This window comes from Mesorhizobium sp. B2-7-3, assembly GCF_006440715.1.
In the GTDB taxonomy this organism is placed as follows: domain Bacteria; phylum Pseudomonadota; class Alphaproteobacteria; order Rhizobiales; family Rhizobiaceae; genus Mesorhizobium; species Mesorhizobium australicum.
In genome coordinates this window covers 228,691-247,614 of the sequence record NZ_VFTY01000005.1, presented here as the reverse complement: position 1 = coordinate 247,614, position 18,924 = coordinate 228,691, and the positions used below count along the sequence as shown (strand labels likewise).

Below are 18,924 nucleotides of genomic sequence, written 5' to 3'. Positions count from 1 at the left end.
GTCTTCCTTCCCGTTTTTGAAGATCAGAGGCCTTGCGGCCCGGTTTTTGCTCCGAAAAGAGCGAGAAACTGCTGCGTCGCGCGGACGGCATCGCCGCCGATCGTCGCTTCAGTCAATTCCAGCCGGTCGCCGAGCAGCAGGCGGATCTGCACGTCCCGGCCAACCAGCCCGAAAAAGGTACGGAAGGCCATCTCGGCATCCCCGAATTCAAGGAGCCCGGCCTGCCGGCCGGCTTCCAGCACGGGCTTCAGCCGCTTGGCCAGCGCAAAGCGCCCATTCTCCAGCACGACGGCGCCGAGATTGTCCTTCCCCGAACCGGCATGGCCGACCGCCACCCTATTGAGGGCGATCGACGTATCGCTGGAGATCACCTTCAACCAGTCGGAGCCAAAGCGCTCCAGGCTCGCCGTGAGCGAGGCAAGATCAAGCCCCTTGCCGCCGACCGAAGCCACCCGCACTTTCGAGGCCTGCCACTGCACGGTCGCCGTCAAGAGCCCGTCGCGATCGCCGAACCATTTGTAGAGTGTTTCCTTCGAGCAGCTCGCGCGACGCGCCACGGCGGTCATGGTCAGGTGATCGCCCTCCTCGACCAGCAGCCGCAAAGCCGCGTCCAGGACGGCCTGCTGCCGCTCCGTCAGCGCCTCGCTGTTGTCGATGTCGGGTACGCTCTGCAACACGCTCTTCCCTCGGAAGGACAAGGCAGGGCGTGAATTCGACCTGCCGTACCGTACGTTACGGTTCGGCATATTGCGCAATCCGGTGAGCGGCGCAAGGGCAAAGAAGAAAAAATCCGCTGATGTCCGCGCAGCCGCGCAGTCCGCATGCTCAGTCCCCGGTAGGCAGATGACGCAGGCGGCCCAGCAGTGCCGAGACCGTGCTCAGCTCATCCGACGACAGCTTCGCGCCAACCAACTCCTCAATCGACCTGCCATAGATCGCCCACATGCGGCGGCGCGTCTCCCGTCCCTTGGGCGTGACGCGGATGGTCTGGCCGCGGCCATCATCGGCCACCGGCAGTTTCTCAACCAGCCCGTCGGCCTCGAGCCGAGCCAATAGACGCGAGATGTTGTACTGCGCGAACAGGGTGCGTTCGATCAGTTGAAACGGCCGCAACCCACCCTCGCCCGCCTCGGCAAGCTCGTGCAGCACATCGTACCAGGCGAGCGGCGGCAGGCCGCCCTCCTTCAGCGCGTCTTCGGCCCGTTCCATCAGTTGGCGCGAAACCCGCATCAGGCGAGCCCAGGCCTTGATGGCTTCGGGCGAAGGCTTGGCTTTTTCGATCATGGCCCACCCTAGGCGATAGATGCAGATGCATCAAGCTTGACGCTCAATGCACATGCATCTACATAAATGCAATTGCATCGACATTGAAAGGCACATTCCTATGAAACCCGCCGACACCCTCGTTCTCGTCAGCCATCCGCTCTGCCCCTATGTCCAGCGCGCCGCGATCTCGCTGGCCGAGAAAGGCGTGCCTTTCGAGCGGATCGACATCGACCTTGCCGACAAACCGGACTGGTTCAAGGCAATCTCGCCGCTCGGCAAGGTGCCATTGCTGTGCGTACGGCAAAATGGCGACGAGACGATAATCTTCGAATCCGCGGTCATCCTCGAATTCCTCGAGGAAACGCAGGCCAATCCCCTCCATCCCGCCGACCCCTATGCACGCGCCCGGCACCGTGCCTGGATCGAGTATGGCTCAGCCATCCTCAACACCATCGGCCGGTTCTATTCAGCGCCGAGCGAGGCCGGCTTCCTCGCCGAAGCCAGCGCGCTATCGGCGATGTTCGACCGTGTTGAGGCTGAACTGCCGGGCGGCGCCGGGCGGAGCGGGCCATGGTTCGCTGGCAGCCGCTTTTCCCTCGTCGATGCCGTTTACGGTCCGGTCTTCCGCTACCTCGACGCCTTCGATCGGATCGGCGATTTCGGTATTCTTGACGGCAAGCCGCTTGTCCAGGCTTGGCGCAGTGCGTTGAGTGACCGTCCGTCGATCAGGCAGGCCGTGGCGCCGGACTATCCGCAGCGCCTGCATGCCTTCCTGCGGGCGAAGGGATCATTTCTATCGAGCCTCATTCGGCAAGGCGATCCGGCCATAGCGCTTCGGCAAGCCCAGCCCGCCTGAACGGATCGATCACCGTGCCGGCGACCATGGAGGCCAGGAACCGCGGCGCCGGCGGGATCTTGGCGATCGTCGCCACCAGCCTGTCGCGGATGAAGGGCAGCGCCACCGAATCCGCCTGGTAGAAGGGCGTGAACGCCAGCGACAGTGCCTGAAAGACCCTGACATGCCGGCGCCGCGCTCGCGCATAGACTTCCAGCGCTGTCTCCACGCCGTCCGCTCGCGCCAGCGCATAGCTAAGTGCCGCGGCGTCGAGTAGCGCCATGTTGGCGCCCTGGCCAAGCTGCGGGCTGGTCGAATGGGCGGCGTCGCCGATCACGGCCAGCCGCCGGCAAACCGGAAACTTCATCGTGTGATGGCCGTAGCGGGCCAGCGAGAGCTGGTCGAAACTGTCGATCTGGCTGGTGAACGCCTCGGCCTGCGGCCACAGCCGCACCACCCGCTCCTTCCAGGCATCGATGCCGAGGCTGCGGACTACATCGGCATCCGCCGGTTTCAGGCTCCAGAAGAAGGCCGCCATCCTTTCGGCACCCGGTTCCGGCCGGCCGATCGGCAGCACGCCGATCATCACGCTGGCCTTGTCGTAGCGCTGCAGAAGCGCGTGCTCGTCAAAGCCCTCGCCGCGCCAGCCGAGCGATGCCCAGAACGCGCCATAGGTGAGTGGCCGTGGCGCTTCGGCACTACCGGCGCACCGCCGCAGCTTCGAGCGCGCGCCGCTGGCGTCGACAATTAGATCGAACGGCCCTTCCCTTCGGCCATGACCTCGGATCAGCGTGACCCGCTCGCCGGTCTCCAGGGCCTCGATTTCGACGCCGGTCTCGATGGGGATCGCCTCGCGCCGGGCAGCGCGAAAGAGTACGCCGAACAGGGCGGCCCTGTGTACCGCCAGGCCGAAACGGTTGCCGCGCTGGGCATCGTAGCGGACATCGAGCACGGTGCGGCCGCTCGACGCATCGACCCCATGCAGTCGATCGATCCTGCTGCCTAGCGCCATTATATCGTCGAGCAGGCCGAGATCGGCGAGCACCGTCAGCCCAGTCGGCTGCAGGATCAGCCCGGAGCCGACCGGCCTCGGTTCCTCGAAGCGCTCGAAGATGGTGACGCGGTGGCCGGCGCGCTTGAGATAAAGCGCCGCGGCGAGCCCGGCCGGACCAGCGCCGGCGATTGCGATATCGTAGGAAATGCCGCTGCCCCCAAGCCGAACTGGCCGGGACAATCCTTCAGCCGCCGGACGAAATCAAGTCGCGACGCCGAGCGCTAGCCTGCTGGTCAAGCTTGCGTCGAATCGAAGGCAGTCCGCGCGCCGCGCACTGCGTCATGGTTGTTTTCGGCCCACTGCAGCAGATACTGCAAAGCGTCGAACATCGATCGCCCAAGGTCGGTCAGGCTGTATTCGACACTGGGCGGCTTGGTCGGAAACACCTCGCGGCGCACATAGCCGTCGCGCTGCAGATCGTAGAGCGTCTGGGTCAACATGCGCTGCGAGATATCGGGAACCAGCCGCCGCAGCTCGCCGAAGCGATAAGGCTGCTCGGCCAGCGCCGCCGTCAGCAGCGAACTCCATTTGCCATTGAGGCCCTGGATGACGTCGCGGACCGGGCAATCGGCAATGTTTCCGCCGTCGGTCATCGCTTTGTAGACTTCGAGTTTGGATTTCAGATTGACGGTCCGGCTGTCCATGGCTGGTTCCCTGCGTGTGCCTACCTTCCCAAAAACTGCCTTCTTTACGGCACCGGGTCAATTCCTATTTTAGTGCTGGTCTCTTTTTGAGACCACCACCCGAACCGCCCTTCCGGCGCAATGTCAGGATCCCCCATGACCGCAATTCTTCTCGTCACCGGCGCGTCCGGCCAGCTCGGCCGCAGCGTCATCAACCATCTGCTGGACACGTTCGAGGTGCCGGCGGCCCGGATCATCGCCACGACCCGCACGCCCGCCAATCTTGCCGACCTGTCGGCGCGCGGCGTCACCGTTCGCGAGGCCGATTTCGACGATCGGGCCTCGCTTGCCCAAGCCTTCGCGGGCGCCGACCGGGCGCTCATCATTTCGACCAACGAGCTGGCGATCCAGGGAAAGCGGCGCGAGCAGCAGCTTGCCGCCGTCGCGGCGGCCAGGCAGGCTGGCGTCGGCCACCTGCTTTACACCTCGTTGCCCAACACCGAACCCGGTTCCGCCGTGCTCTTTGCCCCCGATCATTACGACACCGAGCAGGCGATCAAGGCCAGCGGCATTCCCTACACGATCTTCCGCAATGGCTGGTACGACGAGAACCTGTTCATGGCGATGCCGCAAATCCTCGCATCGGGCCAATGGTATACGTCGGCGGCCGACGGCGCCATTTCCTATGGCGCGCGTGACGACCTCGCCGCGGCCATAGCCGCGGGGCTGGCTTCGGATAACACCGAAAGCACGACTTACACGCTGACTGGCCCCGAGGCCTACACATCAGCCGAAGTCGCCGTGCTCGTCACCGAAGTCACAGGCAAGCCGATCCAGGTCGTCCAGCTCTCCGATGAAGCGCTGACCGAAGGCATGAAGGCAGCCGGGCTGCCCGAGCCGATCGCCAGGCTCCTGGTGTCCTTCGACGCCGCCACGCGCGCCGGCGACCTTGGCATGGTAACGGATTCGGTCGAGACACTTTCCGGTCGGAAATCGGTACCGCTGAAGCAGTTCCTCGAGGCCAACAAGGCCGCACTGGCGGGTTGATGTCAGCGCGGCGGGAAGTTCTTTCTCCCGCCGCGCTATTTCGGGGTCTTGACCAGCCCGAGCCGGACCAGGCTTTCGGCGGTGGCGGCCAGCGCGTCCTCGCGCGAGCGCGGCGCCCAGCCGAGCATGCGCACCGCCTTGGCGTTGGTGGCGTTCTTGACCTTGCCGAGTTCCGTCACGAGTTGCGCGGCTTCCGCGTTGAACAGCCCCACCACCCGCACCAACCAATCGGGAAGCTCCCGGGTCGTGACCCGCGAGGCGGCCGCGCCGAGCCGCGTTTTCACCGTCTGGGCGATCTCCCGCACGGTCATGAAATCGCCAGCAACGGCCAGGAAGCGCTCGCCACTGGCGGCGGGATTGGTCATTGCGCGCACATGCAGGTCCGCCACGTCGCGCGCGTCGACCACGCCGAACGACAGGCGCGGCAACCCAGGCATCGCACCGTTCATCATGCGCTGAACAAATTCGGTGGAGGTCGAATGGTCGGACCCGAGCACCGGTCCGAAAATGCCGACCGGATTGACGACGGCCAACTCCAGCTTGCCACCCTCGGCGGCGATGAAATCCCAGGCCGCGCGCTCGGAGAGCGTCTTCGATTTCACATAGGCGCTGACCTTGGCCGTCGGATCGGTCCAGCTCTCCTCGGTGAAAGGCCGGCCGCCGGGCGGCATCTTGCCATAGCCGATGGCGGCGAAGGACGAGGTCAGCACGACGCGTTTGACGCCAGCGTCTCGCGCCGCCCTGAGCACGCGCAACGCGCCTTCGCGAGCCGGGATGATTAGGTCGTCCTCATGCTTCGGCGCGCCGGGCGGAAATGGTGACGCGACATGCAGGACATAGTCGCAGCCGGCGACAGCGTCGGGCCAGCCGGCATCGCTCATGAGGTCGGCGATGGCAAAGGAAAGCCTGTCGCCCGGCTCGCCGCCGCCGGCCTCGAGCATGGCGACAACGTCGGCTTCACGCCTGGCGGAGCGCACCGTCGTGCGCACGCGATAGCCCGCCTTCAACAGGGCAAGAATACAGTGCGCGCCGAGGAAACCCGATCCGCCGGTGACAAGCACCAATTCGCCGCCCATGGCCACCTCTCCGTCAGGCCGAGGCGATCGACCTCGTCAGATCGCCACCTGCGTGCCGATTTCTACCACACGCCCGGTCGGGATCTGGAAATATTCGGTCGCGTCGGCCGCCGTGCGCGCCAGGCCGATGAACAGCCTGTCCTGCCACACCGGCATTCCTGAATTGGGCGATGCCTTGAGCGACCGCCGCGACAGGAAGAACGACGTCGTCATGATGTCGAATTTCCAGCCCTGCTTGCGGCAGATCGCCAGCGCGCGCGGGATGTTGGGCTGTTCCATGTAGCCGAAGGTCAGCGTCACCCGCATGAACAACTCGTTGACCGTCTCCATCTTGACGCGTTCGCTGTCGGGCACGACCGGCTGCGGCGCGGTCACCACCGAAAGGATGACGTTCTGCTCGTGCAGCACCTTGTAGTGCTTGAGGCTGTGCATCAGGGCGGTCGGCGCGCTCAAGGGATCGCTGGTCAGGAACACCGCGGTGCCGGACACCAGCTGCGGCTTCTTCTTCAGCAGATTGCCGGCGAGGAAATCGAGCGGGATTTCGTTGCGGCGGGTCTTGTCGAAGAGATAGCGGCTGCCACGCACCCAGGTCCACATGCCCAGCACGATGGTGAAGGCCACCACCAGCGACGCCCAGCCGCCTTCGAACACCTTGACGATGTTGGAGGCGAAGAAGCCGATATCGATGAAAGCGAACAGCACGGTCAGCGGGACCGCCACCGACAGCTTCCACTTCCAGATACGGGTCATAACCACATAAAGCAGCACCGTCGTCACCAGCATGTTGCCGGTCACCGAGATGCCGTAGGCGGAGGCCAGCTTGCTGGACTCGCCGAAGCCGACCACCAGCATCATCACCACCAGCGCCAGCAGCAGGTTGACGCGCGGCATGTAGATCTGGCCGGACTGCTTTTCCGACGTGTGCAGGATTTGGAGCCTGGGCAGCATGTTGAGCTGCACCGCCTGGCGGGTCAGCGAAAAAGCCCCTGAAATGACCGCCTGGCTGGCGATGACGGTCGCCGCCGTCGCCAGCACCACCATCGGGATCAGTGCCCAACCCTCGTTCATTTCGAAGAACGGATGGCCGACCACGCCGTTCTTCGCCAGCACGAAGGCGCCCTGCCCGGCATAATTCAACAGCAGGCAGGGGAACACGATCGAGAGCCAGGCGAGCACGATGGGTTTGCGGCCGAAATGGCCGAGATCGGCGTAAAGCGCCTCCGCGCCGGTGACGGCAAGGAAGATGGCGCCGATGGTGACGAAAGCCACATCGGGCGAATGGATCAGGAAGGCGACAATATAGTGCGGGCTGACCGCCCACAGGATCTCCGGATCGGCGATGATGTGCTTGAGACCGGAAAGGCCGATGGCCAGGAACCAGATCGCGGTCACCGGGCCGAAGACCAGACCGACGCCGCCGGTGCCGAAACGCTGAACCGCGAACACCATGGCGAGGATGACCAGCGTCAGTGGCACGACATAGGGCTGGAAGGTGGGGGTGACGACATTCATGCCCTCGACCGCCGACAGCACCGAAATCGCCGGCGTGATGACGGCGTCGCCGAAAAACAGCGAGGCGCCGACGATGCCGATGCCGAGCATCAGCGCCGAACGCTTTGGAAAACTGCCGCGCGCCAGCGCCATCAGCGACAGCACGCCGCCCTCGCCGCGATTGTCGGCACGCAGCACGAACATGATGTATTTGATGGTGACGATGATCGTCAGCGACCAGATGATCAGCGACAAAACGCCAAGAATGTCGCCACGATCGGCAACTTGCCCGCCCGACGACGCGACCAGCGCCTCGCGGAACGCATAGATCGGGCTGGTGCCGATATCGCCATAGACCACGCCGAGCGCGCCCAGCATCAACACCTTGGTGCTGTGCTGTTCGATTTCGGGATGGCTCGATTGGTCGACGGGTTCTGCCTCACTACCAGCACTGGCAAGGGCCATGTACGACACTCCGATAAACGCGCGGTGCTCTACGCTTGCTGCACTGCAATATCAAGTGCCGTAACGGTATGGCACTCATGTTGGCAGCGCGCGGCTTCTGGTGGGCGACTTCGAGCGAATGCCGGTCAATGCGACATTCGCGGGCTCATGTCCGGGCCTGTGGCAAAACCTGCGGGCCGGCGAGCACGTGTCTGTTAAATGGCGACCTGCGTGCCGATTTCAACGACGCGGCCTGTGGGTATCTGGAAATACTCCGTCGCGTCGGCCGCCGAGCGCGCCAAGCCGATGAACAGCCGGTCCTGCCACACCGGCATTCCTGAATTGGGCGATGCCTTGAGCGACCGCCGCGACAGGAAGAACGATGTCGTCATGATGTCGAATTTCCAGCCCTGCTTGCGGCAGATCGCCAGCGCGCGCGGAATGTTGGGCTGTTCCATGTAGCCGAAGGTCAGCGTCACCCGCATGAACAACTCGTTGACCGTCTCCATCTTGACGCGTTCGCTGTCGGGCACGACGGGCTGCGGCGCGGTCACCACCGAAAGGATGACGTTCTGCTCGTGCAGCACCTTGTAGTGCTTGAGGCTGTGCATCAGGGCGGTCGGCGCGCTCAAGGGATCGCTGGTCAGGAACACCGCGGTGCCGGACACCAGCTGCGGCTTCTTCTTCAGCAGATTGCCGGCGAGGAAATCGAGCGGGATTTCGTTGCGGCGGGTCTTGTCGAAGAGATAGCGGGTGCCGCGTATCCACGTCCACATGATCAGTCCCATCAGGCAGGCAACGGTGATCGAGACCCAGCCGCCTTCCACGATCTTCACGACATTGGCCAGGAAGAAGCCGCTGTCGATGACGCCGAACAGCAAGGTCAGCGCCAGGGCGAGCGCCAGCTTCCATTTCCACATCTTGCGCATCACCACGAACAGCAGGATCGTCGTCATCAGCATTTCGCCGGTCACCGAGATGCCGTAGGCGGACGCCAGCGAACTCGAACTGCCGAAACCGACCACCAGCAGCATCACACCCATTGCTATGAGCAGGTTGACGCGCGGCATGTAGATCTGCCCGGACTGCATTTCCGAGGTATGCTGCACCTCGATGCGCGGCAGAAGATTGAGCTGCACCGCCTGGCGGGTCAGCGAAAAAGCTCCTGAAATGACCGCCTGGCTCGCAATGACCGTCGCGGCCGTTGCAAGTCCCACCATCGGCATCAGTGCCCAGTCAGGCAGCATCTGGAAGAACGGATTGGTCGGTTTTCCGTCATTGGCGAGCACAAAGGCGCCCTGCCCGAAATAGTTGAGCAGCAGGCAGGGGAAAACCACGGAAAACCATGCCAGCACGATCGGCTTGCGTCCGAAATGGCCGAGATCGACATAAAGCGCCTCAGCCCCGGTTACCGCCAGGAACACGGCGCCGACGGTGACAAAGGCGGCGGTCGGTGTGCTGGCCAGATAAATGACCGCGTAGTAGGGATTGATGGCAAGCAGGATCGATGGATCGTCCATCAAGTGATAGATGCCGGCAACGCCGATGGCCAGGAACCACAGCGCCGTCACCGGCCCGAACACCGCCGCCACCTTTCCCGTGCCGAAGCGTTGCACGGAGAACAGGATAGCAAGGATGACCAGCGTGATCGGCACGACATAGGCGTCGAGCGTTGGGGTGACCACGGTGAGGCCTTCGACCGCCGACAGCACCGAGATGGCCGGGGTTATGATCGAATCGCCGAAAAACAGCGCCGCGCCGCAAAGACCGATCACCAGAATCAGTCGAGCGCCTTTGGGATAGGCGCTGCGTGCCAACGACATCAGCGACAGCGTGCCGCCTTCGCCCTTGTTGTCGGCACGAAGCACGAAGGCAACATATTTGACGGTCACGATGATCGTCAGCGCCCAGACGATCAGCGACAGCACGCCAAGCACGTGAACGCGCGTATCGATGCCGGGCGAAGCGTGAAGCGCCTCGCGAAAGGCGTAGATCGGACTTGTGCCTATGTCGCCATAGACAACGCCGAGTGCGCCCAGCATGAGAACCTTGGTGCTGTGCTGCTCGACCCCGGCATGGCTCGATTGCTCGACGGTTTCAGCTTCGCTCCCGCTATTGGCAAGGGCCATCGACCACTCTCCGATAAGCGCGCGGTGCTTTATGCATGCTGCGATACGATATCAAATGCACGCGATGGCTGCCATACCAATACGAAGCATTGCCCCCTACCAACCGCAGGCCCTGAGGAAGCGGCCCACCGTTCCGGCCATGCCATACTCCAACGCGTCGGCTGTCAACCCATGTCCGATCGACACTTCGGCCAGTGCCGGAATGCGCCCGGCCAGCGCGGGCAGATTGGCCACCGTCAGATCGTGCCCGGCATTGACCTGGAGACCGGCGGCAAATGCCGCGTCAGCGGTTTTGCCCAATCTTTCCAGTTCTTTGGCCGCCTTACCCGAATCGGAATGGTAGCTGCCATAAGGACCGGTATAGAGTTCGATACGATCGGCGCCCGTGTCGCGCGCGGCCGCCATGCCGGCGGGATCGGCATCGGAAAACAGCGAGACCCTGAAACCACCCTTCTTCAGGCGTCTGACGATCGGCGTCAGCAACGTCGCATCGGTGACGAAGTTCCAGCCATGATCGGAGGTTGCCTGGGAGGGATCGTCGGGCACAAGCGTCACCTGTTCGGGCTGATGCTTCTCCACCAGCGCCAGGAAATCCTCGCTCGGGTAGCCCTCGATGTTGAATTCCGCCCGCGGGAACTCGTCATCGATCAGCGCCCTGATCTCGGGCAGGTCGGAATGCCGTGTGTGACGTTCGTCGGGCCGCGGATGCACCGTCAGCCCATGCGCTCCGGCGGCAAGGGCGAGGCGGCCGACACCGATCACATCGGGCCACGGCAGGTCGCGCCGGTTGCGCAGCATGGCGATGGCGTTGAGGTTGACGGAAAGCTTGGCGGGCATGGTTTGGCGTCCGTGAAACAGGCGATCGAGGCGCGCCACGCTCATTCGTTCCGGCACGGCGCATTTGAGACGGCGCATCTATAGCGTCTTTGACGGGAACAGATAGGGCCTTTCCGGTGTTCCAGAAGACCAACATACTCCACGAAAGGGAGGCACCACCTTGAATTTCCTCCAATCCGTGCCGGCGATCCGCCGCATCGAGACCAGCCGCGACGACCTCTTTGCCATCGATGTGGTCGGCCATGTCTCGGCCGCCGATGCCGAAAACCTGTTCGGCCTGCTGGAGGCGGCCTATTTGCTCCATCAGAAAATCGACATGGCCGTGCGCATAGTCGATCATGAGGGCGTCGACTGGGCCGACATCTCGGACGAGACCATCAAGAAGGGTGCCGTCCATGCATTGGAACATATTGGCCGTTGCGCGGCGATCGGCGCCCCTGACTGGACGCCGAACGCACGACACGCCTTGCCGGCTTCCTCGCCCGTCGAATTCAGGCATTTCAAGATCGAGGACGAAGCCGCTGCCTGGGAATGGCTCGGCGCGAGGCCGACGAGTGAGGAGGCGACCGCCGCTCCAGAAAGAGGATGAAACGGTTCTCCCGGCTACCCCCCTTCTACCTGACGATGGTCAGGCGTTCGGCGGCCCGGGTGATGGCTGTGTAAAGCCAGCGCTGGCGCGTTTCCTTGAAGGCCCAGCTCTCGTCGAACAGCACGATCTCGTTCCACTGCGAGCCCTGCGCCTTGTGCACCGTCAGCGCATAGCCATAGTCGAAATCGTCGAAGCGCTTCTTCTGCTGCCAAGGGATTTCGGCGTCCGGATCCTCGAACGCCGCCTTCAGCAACTTGATTTTCGCGACGCCGCGATCCGGATCGTCCTCCTCGGGCGAAACCAGAAGATTGATCCCGGGCTTGACCGTCTCGCGCGACGAGGTCATCACCTTCCACAGCGAGCCGTTGAGCAGACCCTTGGCGGGATCGTTGCGCAGGCACACCAGCTTGTCGCCGGCTTGCGGATAATCGGCATTGAAGCCCTTGAGCTCGCGCAGGCGCTGGTTGTAGCGCCGCCGCGTGCGGTTGGTGCCGACCAGCACCTGGTCCGCCCTCAGCACCAGTTCCTGATTGACGTCTTCCTTGCCGATCACCTTCGCGGTGCCATAGTCGCCACGCATGAATTCGCGGCCCTCGCGCACGTCGAGCGCCAGCCGCAGGATCGGATTGTCGCGCGCCTGCCGGTGGATTTCGGTCAGCAGGAAGTCCGGCTCATGGTCGGTGAAGAAGCCGCCACCCGAGATCGGCGGCAACTGGCCGGGGTCGCCCAGCACCAGGATCGGCGTGCCGAAACTCATCAGGTCACGGCCAAGCTGCTCGTCGACCATCGAGCACTCGTCGATGACGACCAGTTTGGCGCGCGAGATCGGGCTCTGCCGGTTGAGTGAGAAGGTTGGCGACATCGAGGTCTTGCCGGTGACCTCGTCGGCCACCGATTCCTCGCCCTTGGGCCGGTAGATCAGCGAATGGATGGTGCGGGCGTTGACCGCGCCCTTGGAGCGCAGCACCTGGGCGGCCTTGCCGGTGAAGGCTGCGAACTGCACCTGGCCGTCGACATGTTCGGCGAAATAGCGCGCCAGCGTCGTCTTGCCGGTGCCGGCATAGCCAAACAGCCGGAACAACTGCGGCGTGCCGGTCTTCAGCCAGCGCGCGACCGCTTGCAGCGCCTCGTCTTGTTGGGGTGAAAATTCCATCTGATCGTGTGACCGGATTCGCGAGGCAAACACAAGATCGCCGCCACCACCATCGACACGCCGGTGGCGAACTTCCCTGCTGTTCAGGCTATCAGCCGCAAGCAAGAACGTAAAGGGAACGAAAATTCAGTTGGCAGCGTGCGGATCGTTCTCCAGCAGGATCGGCTTGCCGTGTGGCGTGGCGTGCGCGGCGCGCTCCCAGGCCCGCGCCATCGCATCGACGTCCGGCTTGGCAGCCAGCCCCTTGGAGGCGAGCAGCCCTTCCAGCGCCGCCAGCCAATGCTCGTAATAGTCATGGCCGTCCGCCGCGGCATCCGGCTTCTTCACCTCGGCTGACAGGGCATCCGCCCATTCGTTCCACGAAAACAGGCCCTTGTCGTGCAGTGCCACAGTCATGGCGAAGGCTTCGGCCTGCCATGGCTCGGCGAACACCGGTGCGTCGAAGCCGGCGGGCAAACTGGCGGCGGATCCCTTCGCTTCAGGCCGGCTCAAGATAGCTCTCCCAGGCGTCGATCGAGACGGTCAGTGTCGGGTCGGCGCCCTCGCCCCAGATTTCCGTGCCATCGAAAACCACGGTATAGACCCATTGCGGATTCTCGCCCTGCCCATGCGCGTTGCTGTCGGGAAAGACGAAGCCGTCGCGCACCGCCTCGATGGTGCCCTGCTTGTCGCGCGCATAGCGCGGCAGCCTGGTATGGCCGGTCGGGTTGAAGTTTTTCGTCCGCACCGAATCCCCGGCCTTGAAGCATGGCGCTGTCTCCACCGGCCGATCGCAAGGACCGCCCTTGGCCAGCACAGCGGGAACGTTTTCCGCCTTCAGCACTCTTTTGGGTGTCGCCGCCGGATCAATCGCCTCGCCCGCCCCGAGGTCGCGCTCGCTGACGAAACCATGCCGCTTGAGCAAGATCTCAAGCGCCTTGATCCATATCTGATAGTAGCTGGAGCCATAATATTCGGCCGGATGCAGCGATTCCCGTGCGTGCCGGCTCTCGTCGATGTTCCAGGCGCCCATGCCGCCGGCGCAGAGCGTCAAGCCGAGCGCCCGCCTCTCCCAGTCGGCATGGAAATACGGCTCGTCTCGTTCGGGCGCGACCGGCCCGAAACCCATCTGTCCGCCGAGATCCTGCGGCCCGTTCATGCCGGGTGACTCGCCAGAGCCGTGCCGATCATGGCATCGCGGCTCACCAGCTCGGCCAGCCGCTCCTCGCTCCAGCCCTCGGTGCCGTCGGGCCGCGTCGGCACGACGAGATAGCGCAGTTCCGCTGTCGAATCCCAGACGCGTATCTTCGTCCCGGCCGGCAGCACCAGCCCGAACTCCTCGAGCACGCCGCGCGGATCGATCACCGCGCGCGACCTGTAGGGCGGCGCCTTGTACCACACCGGCGGCAGGCCAAGCACCGACCACGGATAACAGGAGCACAATGTGCAGACGACGAGATTGTGGGTATCGCCGGTGTTGAACACCGCCTGCATATGCTCGCCTTGCCGGCCGGTATAGCTCAGCGATTCGATCGCCGCCGTCGCGTCGCGCTTCAGCCACGCGGCAAAAGCGGGATCGCTCCAGGCCTTGGCCACCACCCGGGCGCCGTTGCGCGGACCGATCTTCGTCTCGTAGGTATCTACGATGACGTCGATCGCAGCCGGATCGATCAGCCCCTTGCGGGTCAGGATGGTTTCCAGCGCGCGCACCCGCGCGGCAAACGGATCGAGTTCGTTGTCGTGGTCATGATCGTGGGACATGACGGCAAACTAAAGTTCCGATCCGCCGGCCGCAAGTATCACGGCTTGGGCCAGCGGAACTGGCTGCGTGGCGACCTGCTACTCGGCGGCGGTCTTCTGCGGCTCACCGGGGATGTCGTCATTGGTGCCGAACAGCGAGGGCTGGTCGCCCTCTTCGACCAGGTGCAACTCGGCCTTGCGCTTCGGCATGAGTCCGACCAGCCAGCCCGAGAAATTCTCCATGTAGACGTAGATCACCGGTGTCACGAACAGGGTCAGCGCCTGCGAGGCGAGCAGGCCGCCGACGACGGCAACGCCCAGCGGCTGGCGCAGTTCCGCGCTGGCGCCGGTGCCGAGCGCGATCGGGAACGTGCCCATCAGTGCCGCCAGCGTCGTCATCATGATCGGCCTGAACCGCATCAGGCAGGCTTTGTGGATGGAATCGGTGGCCGACATGCCCTCTCGTCGCAGTTCAAGCGCGACGTCGACCATCATGATGCCGTTCTTCTTGACGATGCCGATCAGCATCAGGATGCCGATCACCGCGATGACGGACAAATCCATGCCGGCGAAGCGCAAGGCGACAACCGCCCCGAGCACAGCCGACGGCAGGCCGGTCAGAATGGTGAGCGGGTGGATGAAGCTCTCATACAGAATGCCGAGCACGATATAGATGGTCAGGATGGCGCCGCCGACCAGCAGGCCCTGGTTGGCAAGCGAATCCTGGAAGGTCTTGGCGGTGCCGGCGAAGGTCGTCGAGATCGCCGTCGGCATGCCGATCTGCTCTTTCAGCGCGTCGATGCGTTTCACACTGTCGCCCAGCGCCACGCCCTGCGGCAGGTTGTAGGAGATCGTCACCGCCGGAAGCTGGCCGAGCTGGTTAACCGTCAAGGCTCCGGCCGTGCGGTCGACCCTGGCGAAGGCGCCGAGCGGCACCAGGCTGCCGCTCGCCGTCCGCATCTGGATGGCAAGCATCCGCTCCGGCGACCATTCGATCTTGGGATCGAGTTCGGCGATGACTTCGTAACTGTCGGCCGAGCCGAAGATCGTTGAAACCTGGTCGGTGCCGAACCCGCCATAAAGCGCCGAGCGCAGCGTGTCGGTGTCGATACCGAGTTGGGCGGCCTTGTCGCGGTCCACCACCAGCGTCGCCTGCAAGGCGTTGTTCTGCAGGTCGCTGGTGACGTCGGTGAAGGTCGTGTGGTCGGCCGCCATCGCGTCATTCAGTTTCTGCGCCCACTGATCCGTCAGGCCGGTATCGAGGCCCTGAACCACAAGCTGGTAGGCACTGGCCGACGAGCGCGAGCCGAGCCGCAGATTCTGCACCGGCTGCATGTAAGTCTCGATGCCCGCCACGCCGGCCAGTTGCTTGCGCAGATCCGCAAGCACCTTCTCGATATCGGGACGCTGGTCCTTGCCCTTGAGCTGGACGAAGAGCTGTCCCTGGTTCAGCGCATTGTTACCGCTGCCCGCCGACCACGCCACATGGTCGACATAGGGTGACTTCGAGAACACGCTGGCCACCTGCCCTTGCAGCTTGGCCATGGCGTCGAACGAAATGTCCTGGCGCGCGATGGTGGTCACCGAAATCTGGCCGATATCTTCTTGCGGGAAGAAACCCTTCGGCGAAACCTCGATCAGCCACACCGAGGCTGCCGCGGTGCCGACGAAGACGAGGAACACCAGGAAGGTGTGCCGCAGGCAGAAGCTCAGAATCCGATCGTAGCCGCGCGTGAGGAAATCGCGCTTGTGGCCAGCACCATGTGCCTCGCGGTCGGCCTTGGTCACCGACAGCAGCCGCGAGCACAACATCGGCGTCAGCGTCAGCGACACGAACATGGAGGCCAGGATGGCGACGGTCACCACGACGGCGAACTCGTTGAAGATGCGCCCGATCACGCCACCCATCAGAAGCACCGGGATGAACACCGCCACCAGCGAGATCGAGATCGAGATGATGGTGAAACCGATTTCGCGCGCGCCCTTCAGCGACGCGTCGAAGGCCGACAGCCCATCCTCTTCCATATGGCGGAAGATGTTTTCGAGCATCACGATGGCATCGTCGACGACAAGGCCGACGGCGAGCGTCAGGCCCATCAGCGATATGTTGTCGATGGAAAAGCCGAACAGGAACATCGCGCCGAGCGTGGCGATCAGCGAGATCGGCACCGCCACGGCCGGGATGATGGTCGCCGTGACGCGACGCAGGAACACGAAGATCACCATCACCACCAGCGCGATGGTCAAAAGCAGCGTGAACTGCACGTCGTCGACCGCCTGGCGGATCGAGCTCGAGCGGTCGTTGAGCAGCTTGATCTGGGCTGCGGCCGGCATCTGGTCCTGGAAGGACGGCAGCATCGCCTTGACCTTGTCGACGACGTCGACCGTGTTGGCGTCGGGCTGGCGCTGCACCGCCATAATGATCGCGCGGGTACCGTCATACCAGCTTGCGGTCGTGGTGGTCTGCACTGAATCGACGACACGGGTCACCTCGCCCAGCCGCACCGGGTGGCCGTTCTTGGTAGCGATGATGAGGTTTGAGAAACCGGCCGCGTCGGTAAGCTGCGTGTTGGCGGTGATGGTGAGCTGCTGCTTGTTGTTCTGCAGCACGCCGAGCGGCGTGTTGCTGTTGGCGGACGCGACCGCCGCCTGCAGCTGATCGATCGAGATGCCGCGCGCGGCAAGCGCGGTCGGATCGATCTGGATGCGCACCGCGTATTTCTGCTGGCCGAAGATCGAGACCTGTGCGACGCCGTCGATGGTCGACAGCGACGGCGAGATGACGTTTTCGGCGAAGGCATCGAGGTCGGTCAGCGGCACCGTGTCGCTGACCAGCGACATCAAGAGGATCGGCGCATCGGCCGGATTGACCTTGCGGTAGCTTGGCGGCGCCGTCATCTGCGGCGGTAGCGATTTCTGCGTGCGCGCGATCGCCGCCTGGACGTCGGCGGCGGCCGCGTCGATGTTGCGGTTGAGCACGAACTGGATGGCGATCGAGGTCTGGCCGAGCGAGTTGGTGGTCGAAATGGAATCGATGCCGGCGATGGTCGCGAACTGCTTGATCAGCGGCGTCGCCACCGACGTGGCCATGGTTTCCGGCGAAGCGCCGGGCAGCGAGGCCGAGACGTTGACGACCGGGAATTCGGCGCTCGGCAGTGCCGCCACCGGCAGGAATTTGTAGGCGAACAGTCCGCCCAGCACGAGGGCGAACGACATCAGAAGGGTGGCGACCGGCCTGCGGATACAGAATTCGGAGATCATTGGGCCGCCTCGCCGGCGTTGGTCGCCTCGGCAACCTTCGGCGCGGCCGCCTTGCCTTCATGCACCGCGGCGCCGTTCTTCAGCCTTGTCTGGCCCTCGGTGACGACCTTCTCGCCGCTTTTCAGCCCCTGACTGATGGCGCTGTTTGCGCCTTCGGTCAGCGCCACCTGCACCGGCCGCATCTCGACAGTGCTGTCCGGCTTGACCACGTAGACGAACGGCCCCTTCTGGCTGGGCTGCACCGCCACGGTCGGAACCGAGGTCATCCGCGGCATGATGCCGGCGTCGAGCACGACATTCACATACTGGCCCGGCCAAAGGGAAAGATCGGCATTCGGAATGCTTGCCCGCGTCGCGATCGTGCCCGATGCGGTGTCGACGCTGGAATCGACGAAATCGAGCGTGCCCTTGCCGATCGGCGTCGGGTCGCCGTTCTGGATCAACGTCACCGCGTTCTGCTGTGGATTGGCAAGCGCCTTGTGAAGCAGCGCAAGGTTGCTTTCCGGCAGATTGAAGTTGACCTGCAGCGGGTCCATCTGGGTGATGGTTACCAGTGGCGTCGCCGTGCTGCTGTTGCCGTTGCTGACGGTGACGAGGTCGCCGACGGCGACATTCACGGCACCCAGCCTGCCGGCGATCGGCGCGGTGATGGTGGCAAAGCCAAGCTGGACATTGTCGGCGTCGATCGTCGCCTTGTCGGCATCGACGGTCGCCGCCGCCGCCTTCTGCGCGGCAACGGCCTGGTCGTAGGTCTGCTGCGTACCGGCCTGCTTGGCGACAAGGTCCTTGGCGCGCTGAAGGTCGGAGTTCGAGCTGGCGAGCAGCGCCTGGTCCTTGGCAAGCGCTGCCTGGTCCTTGGCGAGTTGCGCCTTCAGCGCCCGATCGTCGAGTGAGAACAGGAGGTCGCCCGCCTTCACCATCTGCCCGTCCTTGACGTCGATCGACACGATCTGGCTGGAGACGCGCGCGTTGATGTTGACCACGGCCGGAGAGGAGACGAAGCCAATGGCATAGCGGCGGATCGGGAAATCCGCGGTCGTCGCCGTCGCCGAAACGATCGACGCCGAACGGGCACCGTTGCCGCCACCCGCCGCCTTGTCCCCCGCCGCAGGCTTTTCGGTCGCTGGCTTGTCTGTCGCGGCGACCTGCTTTGCGCCGATGATCTGCTGAGCCTTGTTCAGCGCGTCCGGCGACAGATAGAGCCAGGCCGCGCCGACACAGGCGACCGCCAGCAATGAAAGCATGACTTTTCCACGCATCGACAAAAGACCTCTCCGTCCGACACGCCATAGCCAGGTGGTCGTATTCTAACGCAATTCCCGGCTCACTGCCGCGATTTCGCCGAATAGATAGGACGCGGGTTTGTCGGAAAAGGGCCAAAACACGGCATTACGAAGATT

General features: G+C 63.9%; 17 protein-coding genes. 3 read left to right on the top strand and 14 right to left on the bottom strand.

The window, feature by feature from the left end; translation table 11 throughout:
* Positions 1 to 23 precede the first annotated feature (23 nt).
* Together FJW04_RS13740 and FJW04_RS13735 are read right to left on the bottom strand one after the other, a co-directional pair.
* A complete protein-coding gene (locus tag FJW04_RS13740; RefSeq protein ID WP_181172933.1) occupies positions 24 to 677 on the bottom strand; it encodes a TetR/AcrR family transcriptional regulator in 654 nt (217 codons plus the stop codon).
* A gap of 148 nt (positions 678 to 825) precedes the next feature.
* The gene (locus tag FJW04_RS13735; protein WP_140714706.1) at positions 826 to 1,284 is read right to left on the bottom strand and encodes a MarR family winged helix-turn-helix transcriptional regulator; all 459 of its coding nucleotides are present in this window, start codon (positions 1,282 to 1,284) and stop codon (positions 826 to 828) included.
* A 100-nt stretch (positions 1,285 to 1,384) separates the two neighbouring features.
* On the opposite strand from FJW04_RS13735, the gene FJW04_RS13730 reads away from it, so the two are divergent.
* A complete protein-coding gene (locus tag FJW04_RS13730) occupies positions 1,385 to 2,122 on the top strand; it encodes a glutathione S-transferase family protein (protein WP_140615768.1) in 738 nt (245 codons plus the stop codon).
* Here the strand turns inward: FJW04_RS13730 and FJW04_RS13725 are convergent.
* Both FJW04_RS13725 and FJW04_RS13720 read right to left on the bottom strand, forming a co-directional pair.
* On the bottom strand, positions 2,070 to 3,335 hold the full coding sequence (locus FJW04_RS13725) for an NAD(P)/FAD-dependent oxidoreductase (RefSeq protein WP_140714703.1): 1,266 nt from the start codon (positions 3,333 to 3,335) through the stop codon (positions 2,070 to 2,072). The genes FJW04_RS13730 and FJW04_RS13725 overlap by 53 nt on opposite strands.
* Positions 3,336 to 3,388: 53 nt before the next feature.
* Positions 3,389 to 3,799, bottom strand: coding sequence for a helix-turn-helix domain-containing protein (locus FJW04_RS13720; RefSeq protein ID WP_015317307.1), 411 nt, complete (start codon positions 3,797 to 3,799; stop codon positions 3,389 to 3,391).
* Between the two features lie 135 nt (positions 3,800 to 3,934).
* On the opposite strand from FJW04_RS13720, the gene FJW04_RS13715 reads away from it, so the two are divergent.
* Complete coding sequence (locus tag FJW04_RS13715) at positions 3,935 to 4,825, top strand: SDR family oxidoreductase (RefSeq protein WP_140714701.1); 891 nt, start codon at positions 3,935 to 3,937, stop codon at positions 4,823 to 4,825.
* Positions 4,826 to 4,860: 35 nt separating this feature from the next.
* Here FJW04_RS13715 and FJW04_RS13710 read toward each other — a convergent pair whose 3' ends face one another.
* The 4 genes from FJW04_RS13710 to FJW04_RS13695 all read right to left on the bottom strand — a co-directional run bounded on the left by FJW04_RS13710 (position 4,861) and on the right by FJW04_RS13695 (position 10,802).
* Positions 4,861 to 5,901 (bottom strand): aldehyde reductase, encoded by a 1,041-nt coding sequence (locus FJW04_RS13710; RefSeq protein WP_140714699.1) that lies wholly within the window; start codon positions 5,899 to 5,901, stop codon positions 4,861 to 4,863.
* Positions 5,902 to 5,937: 36 nt separating this feature from the next.
* The gene (locus FJW04_RS13705) at positions 5,938 to 7,857 is read right to left on the bottom strand and encodes a potassium transporter Kup (RefSeq protein ID WP_140714697.1); all 1,920 of its coding nucleotides are present in this window, start codon (positions 7,855 to 7,857) and stop codon (positions 5,938 to 5,940) included.
* Positions 7,858 to 8,051: 194 nt separating this feature from the next.
* Complete coding sequence (locus FJW04_RS13700) at positions 8,052 to 9,965, bottom strand: potassium transporter Kup (RefSeq protein WP_015317303.1); 1,914 nt, start codon at positions 9,963 to 9,965, stop codon at positions 8,052 to 8,054.
* Positions 9,966 to 10,061: 96 nt separating this feature from the next.
* Positions 10,062 to 10,802, bottom strand: a complete 741-nt coding sequence (locus tag FJW04_RS13695) for a pyridoxine 5'-phosphate synthase (RefSeq protein ID WP_140714948.1) — start codon at positions 10,800 to 10,802, stop codon at positions 10,062 to 10,064.
* A gap of 160 nt (positions 10,803 to 10,962) precedes the next feature.
* On the opposite strand from FJW04_RS13695, the gene FJW04_RS13690 reads away from it, so the two are divergent.
* Positions 10,963 to 11,391: an STAS/SEC14 domain-containing protein gene (locus tag FJW04_RS13690; protein ID WP_140714695.1), complete on the top strand. Its 429-nt coding sequence runs from the start codon at positions 10,963 to 10,965 to the stop codon at positions 11,389 to 11,391.
* Positions 11,392 to 11,416: 25 nt separating this feature from the next.
* Here FJW04_RS13690 and FJW04_RS13685 read toward each other — a convergent pair whose 3' ends face one another.
* The 6 genes from FJW04_RS13685 to FJW04_RS13660 all read right to left on the bottom strand — a co-directional run bounded on the left by FJW04_RS13685 (position 11,417) and on the right by FJW04_RS13660 (position 18,783).
* Positions 11,417 to 12,544, bottom strand: coding sequence for an ATP-dependent RecD-like DNA helicase (locus FJW04_RS13685; protein WP_140714693.1), 1,128 nt, complete (start codon positions 12,542 to 12,544; stop codon positions 11,417 to 11,419).
* 126 nt (positions 12,545 to 12,670) lie between these two features.
* Positions 12,671 to 13,036, bottom strand: a complete 366-nt coding sequence (locus tag FJW04_RS13680; protein ID WP_015317299.1) for a nitrile hydratase accessory protein — start codon at positions 13,034 to 13,036, stop codon at positions 12,671 to 12,673.
* Positions 13,023 to 13,682 carry a nitrile hydratase subunit beta gene (nthB, locus tag FJW04_RS13675; RefSeq protein WP_140714691.1) on the bottom strand — a complete coding sequence of 220 codons (660 nt, stop codon included), beginning with the start codon at positions 13,680 to 13,682 and terminating at the stop codon, positions 13,023 to 13,025. The genes FJW04_RS13680 and nthB overlap by 14 nt, the downstream gene beginning before the upstream one ends.
* On the bottom strand, positions 13,679 to 14,284 hold the full coding sequence (nthA, locus tag FJW04_RS13670; protein ID WP_140714689.1) for a nitrile hydratase subunit alpha: 606 nt from the start codon (positions 14,282 to 14,284) through the stop codon (positions 13,679 to 13,681). The genes nthB and nthA overlap by 4 nt, the downstream gene beginning before the upstream one ends.
* A gap of 78 nt (positions 14,285 to 14,362) precedes the next feature.
* Complete coding sequence (locus FJW04_RS13665; RefSeq protein ID WP_140660968.1) at positions 14,363 to 17,524, bottom strand: efflux RND transporter permease subunit; 3,162 nt, start codon at positions 17,522 to 17,524, stop codon at positions 14,363 to 14,365.
* Entirely contained in the window at positions 17,521 to 18,783 is a 1,263-nt protein-coding gene (locus FJW04_RS13660) for an efflux RND transporter periplasmic adaptor subunit (RefSeq protein WP_140714687.1), read from the bottom strand. The genes FJW04_RS13665 and FJW04_RS13660 overlap by 4 nt, the downstream gene beginning before the upstream one ends.
* Positions 18,784 to 18,924: the final 141 nt, after the last annotated feature.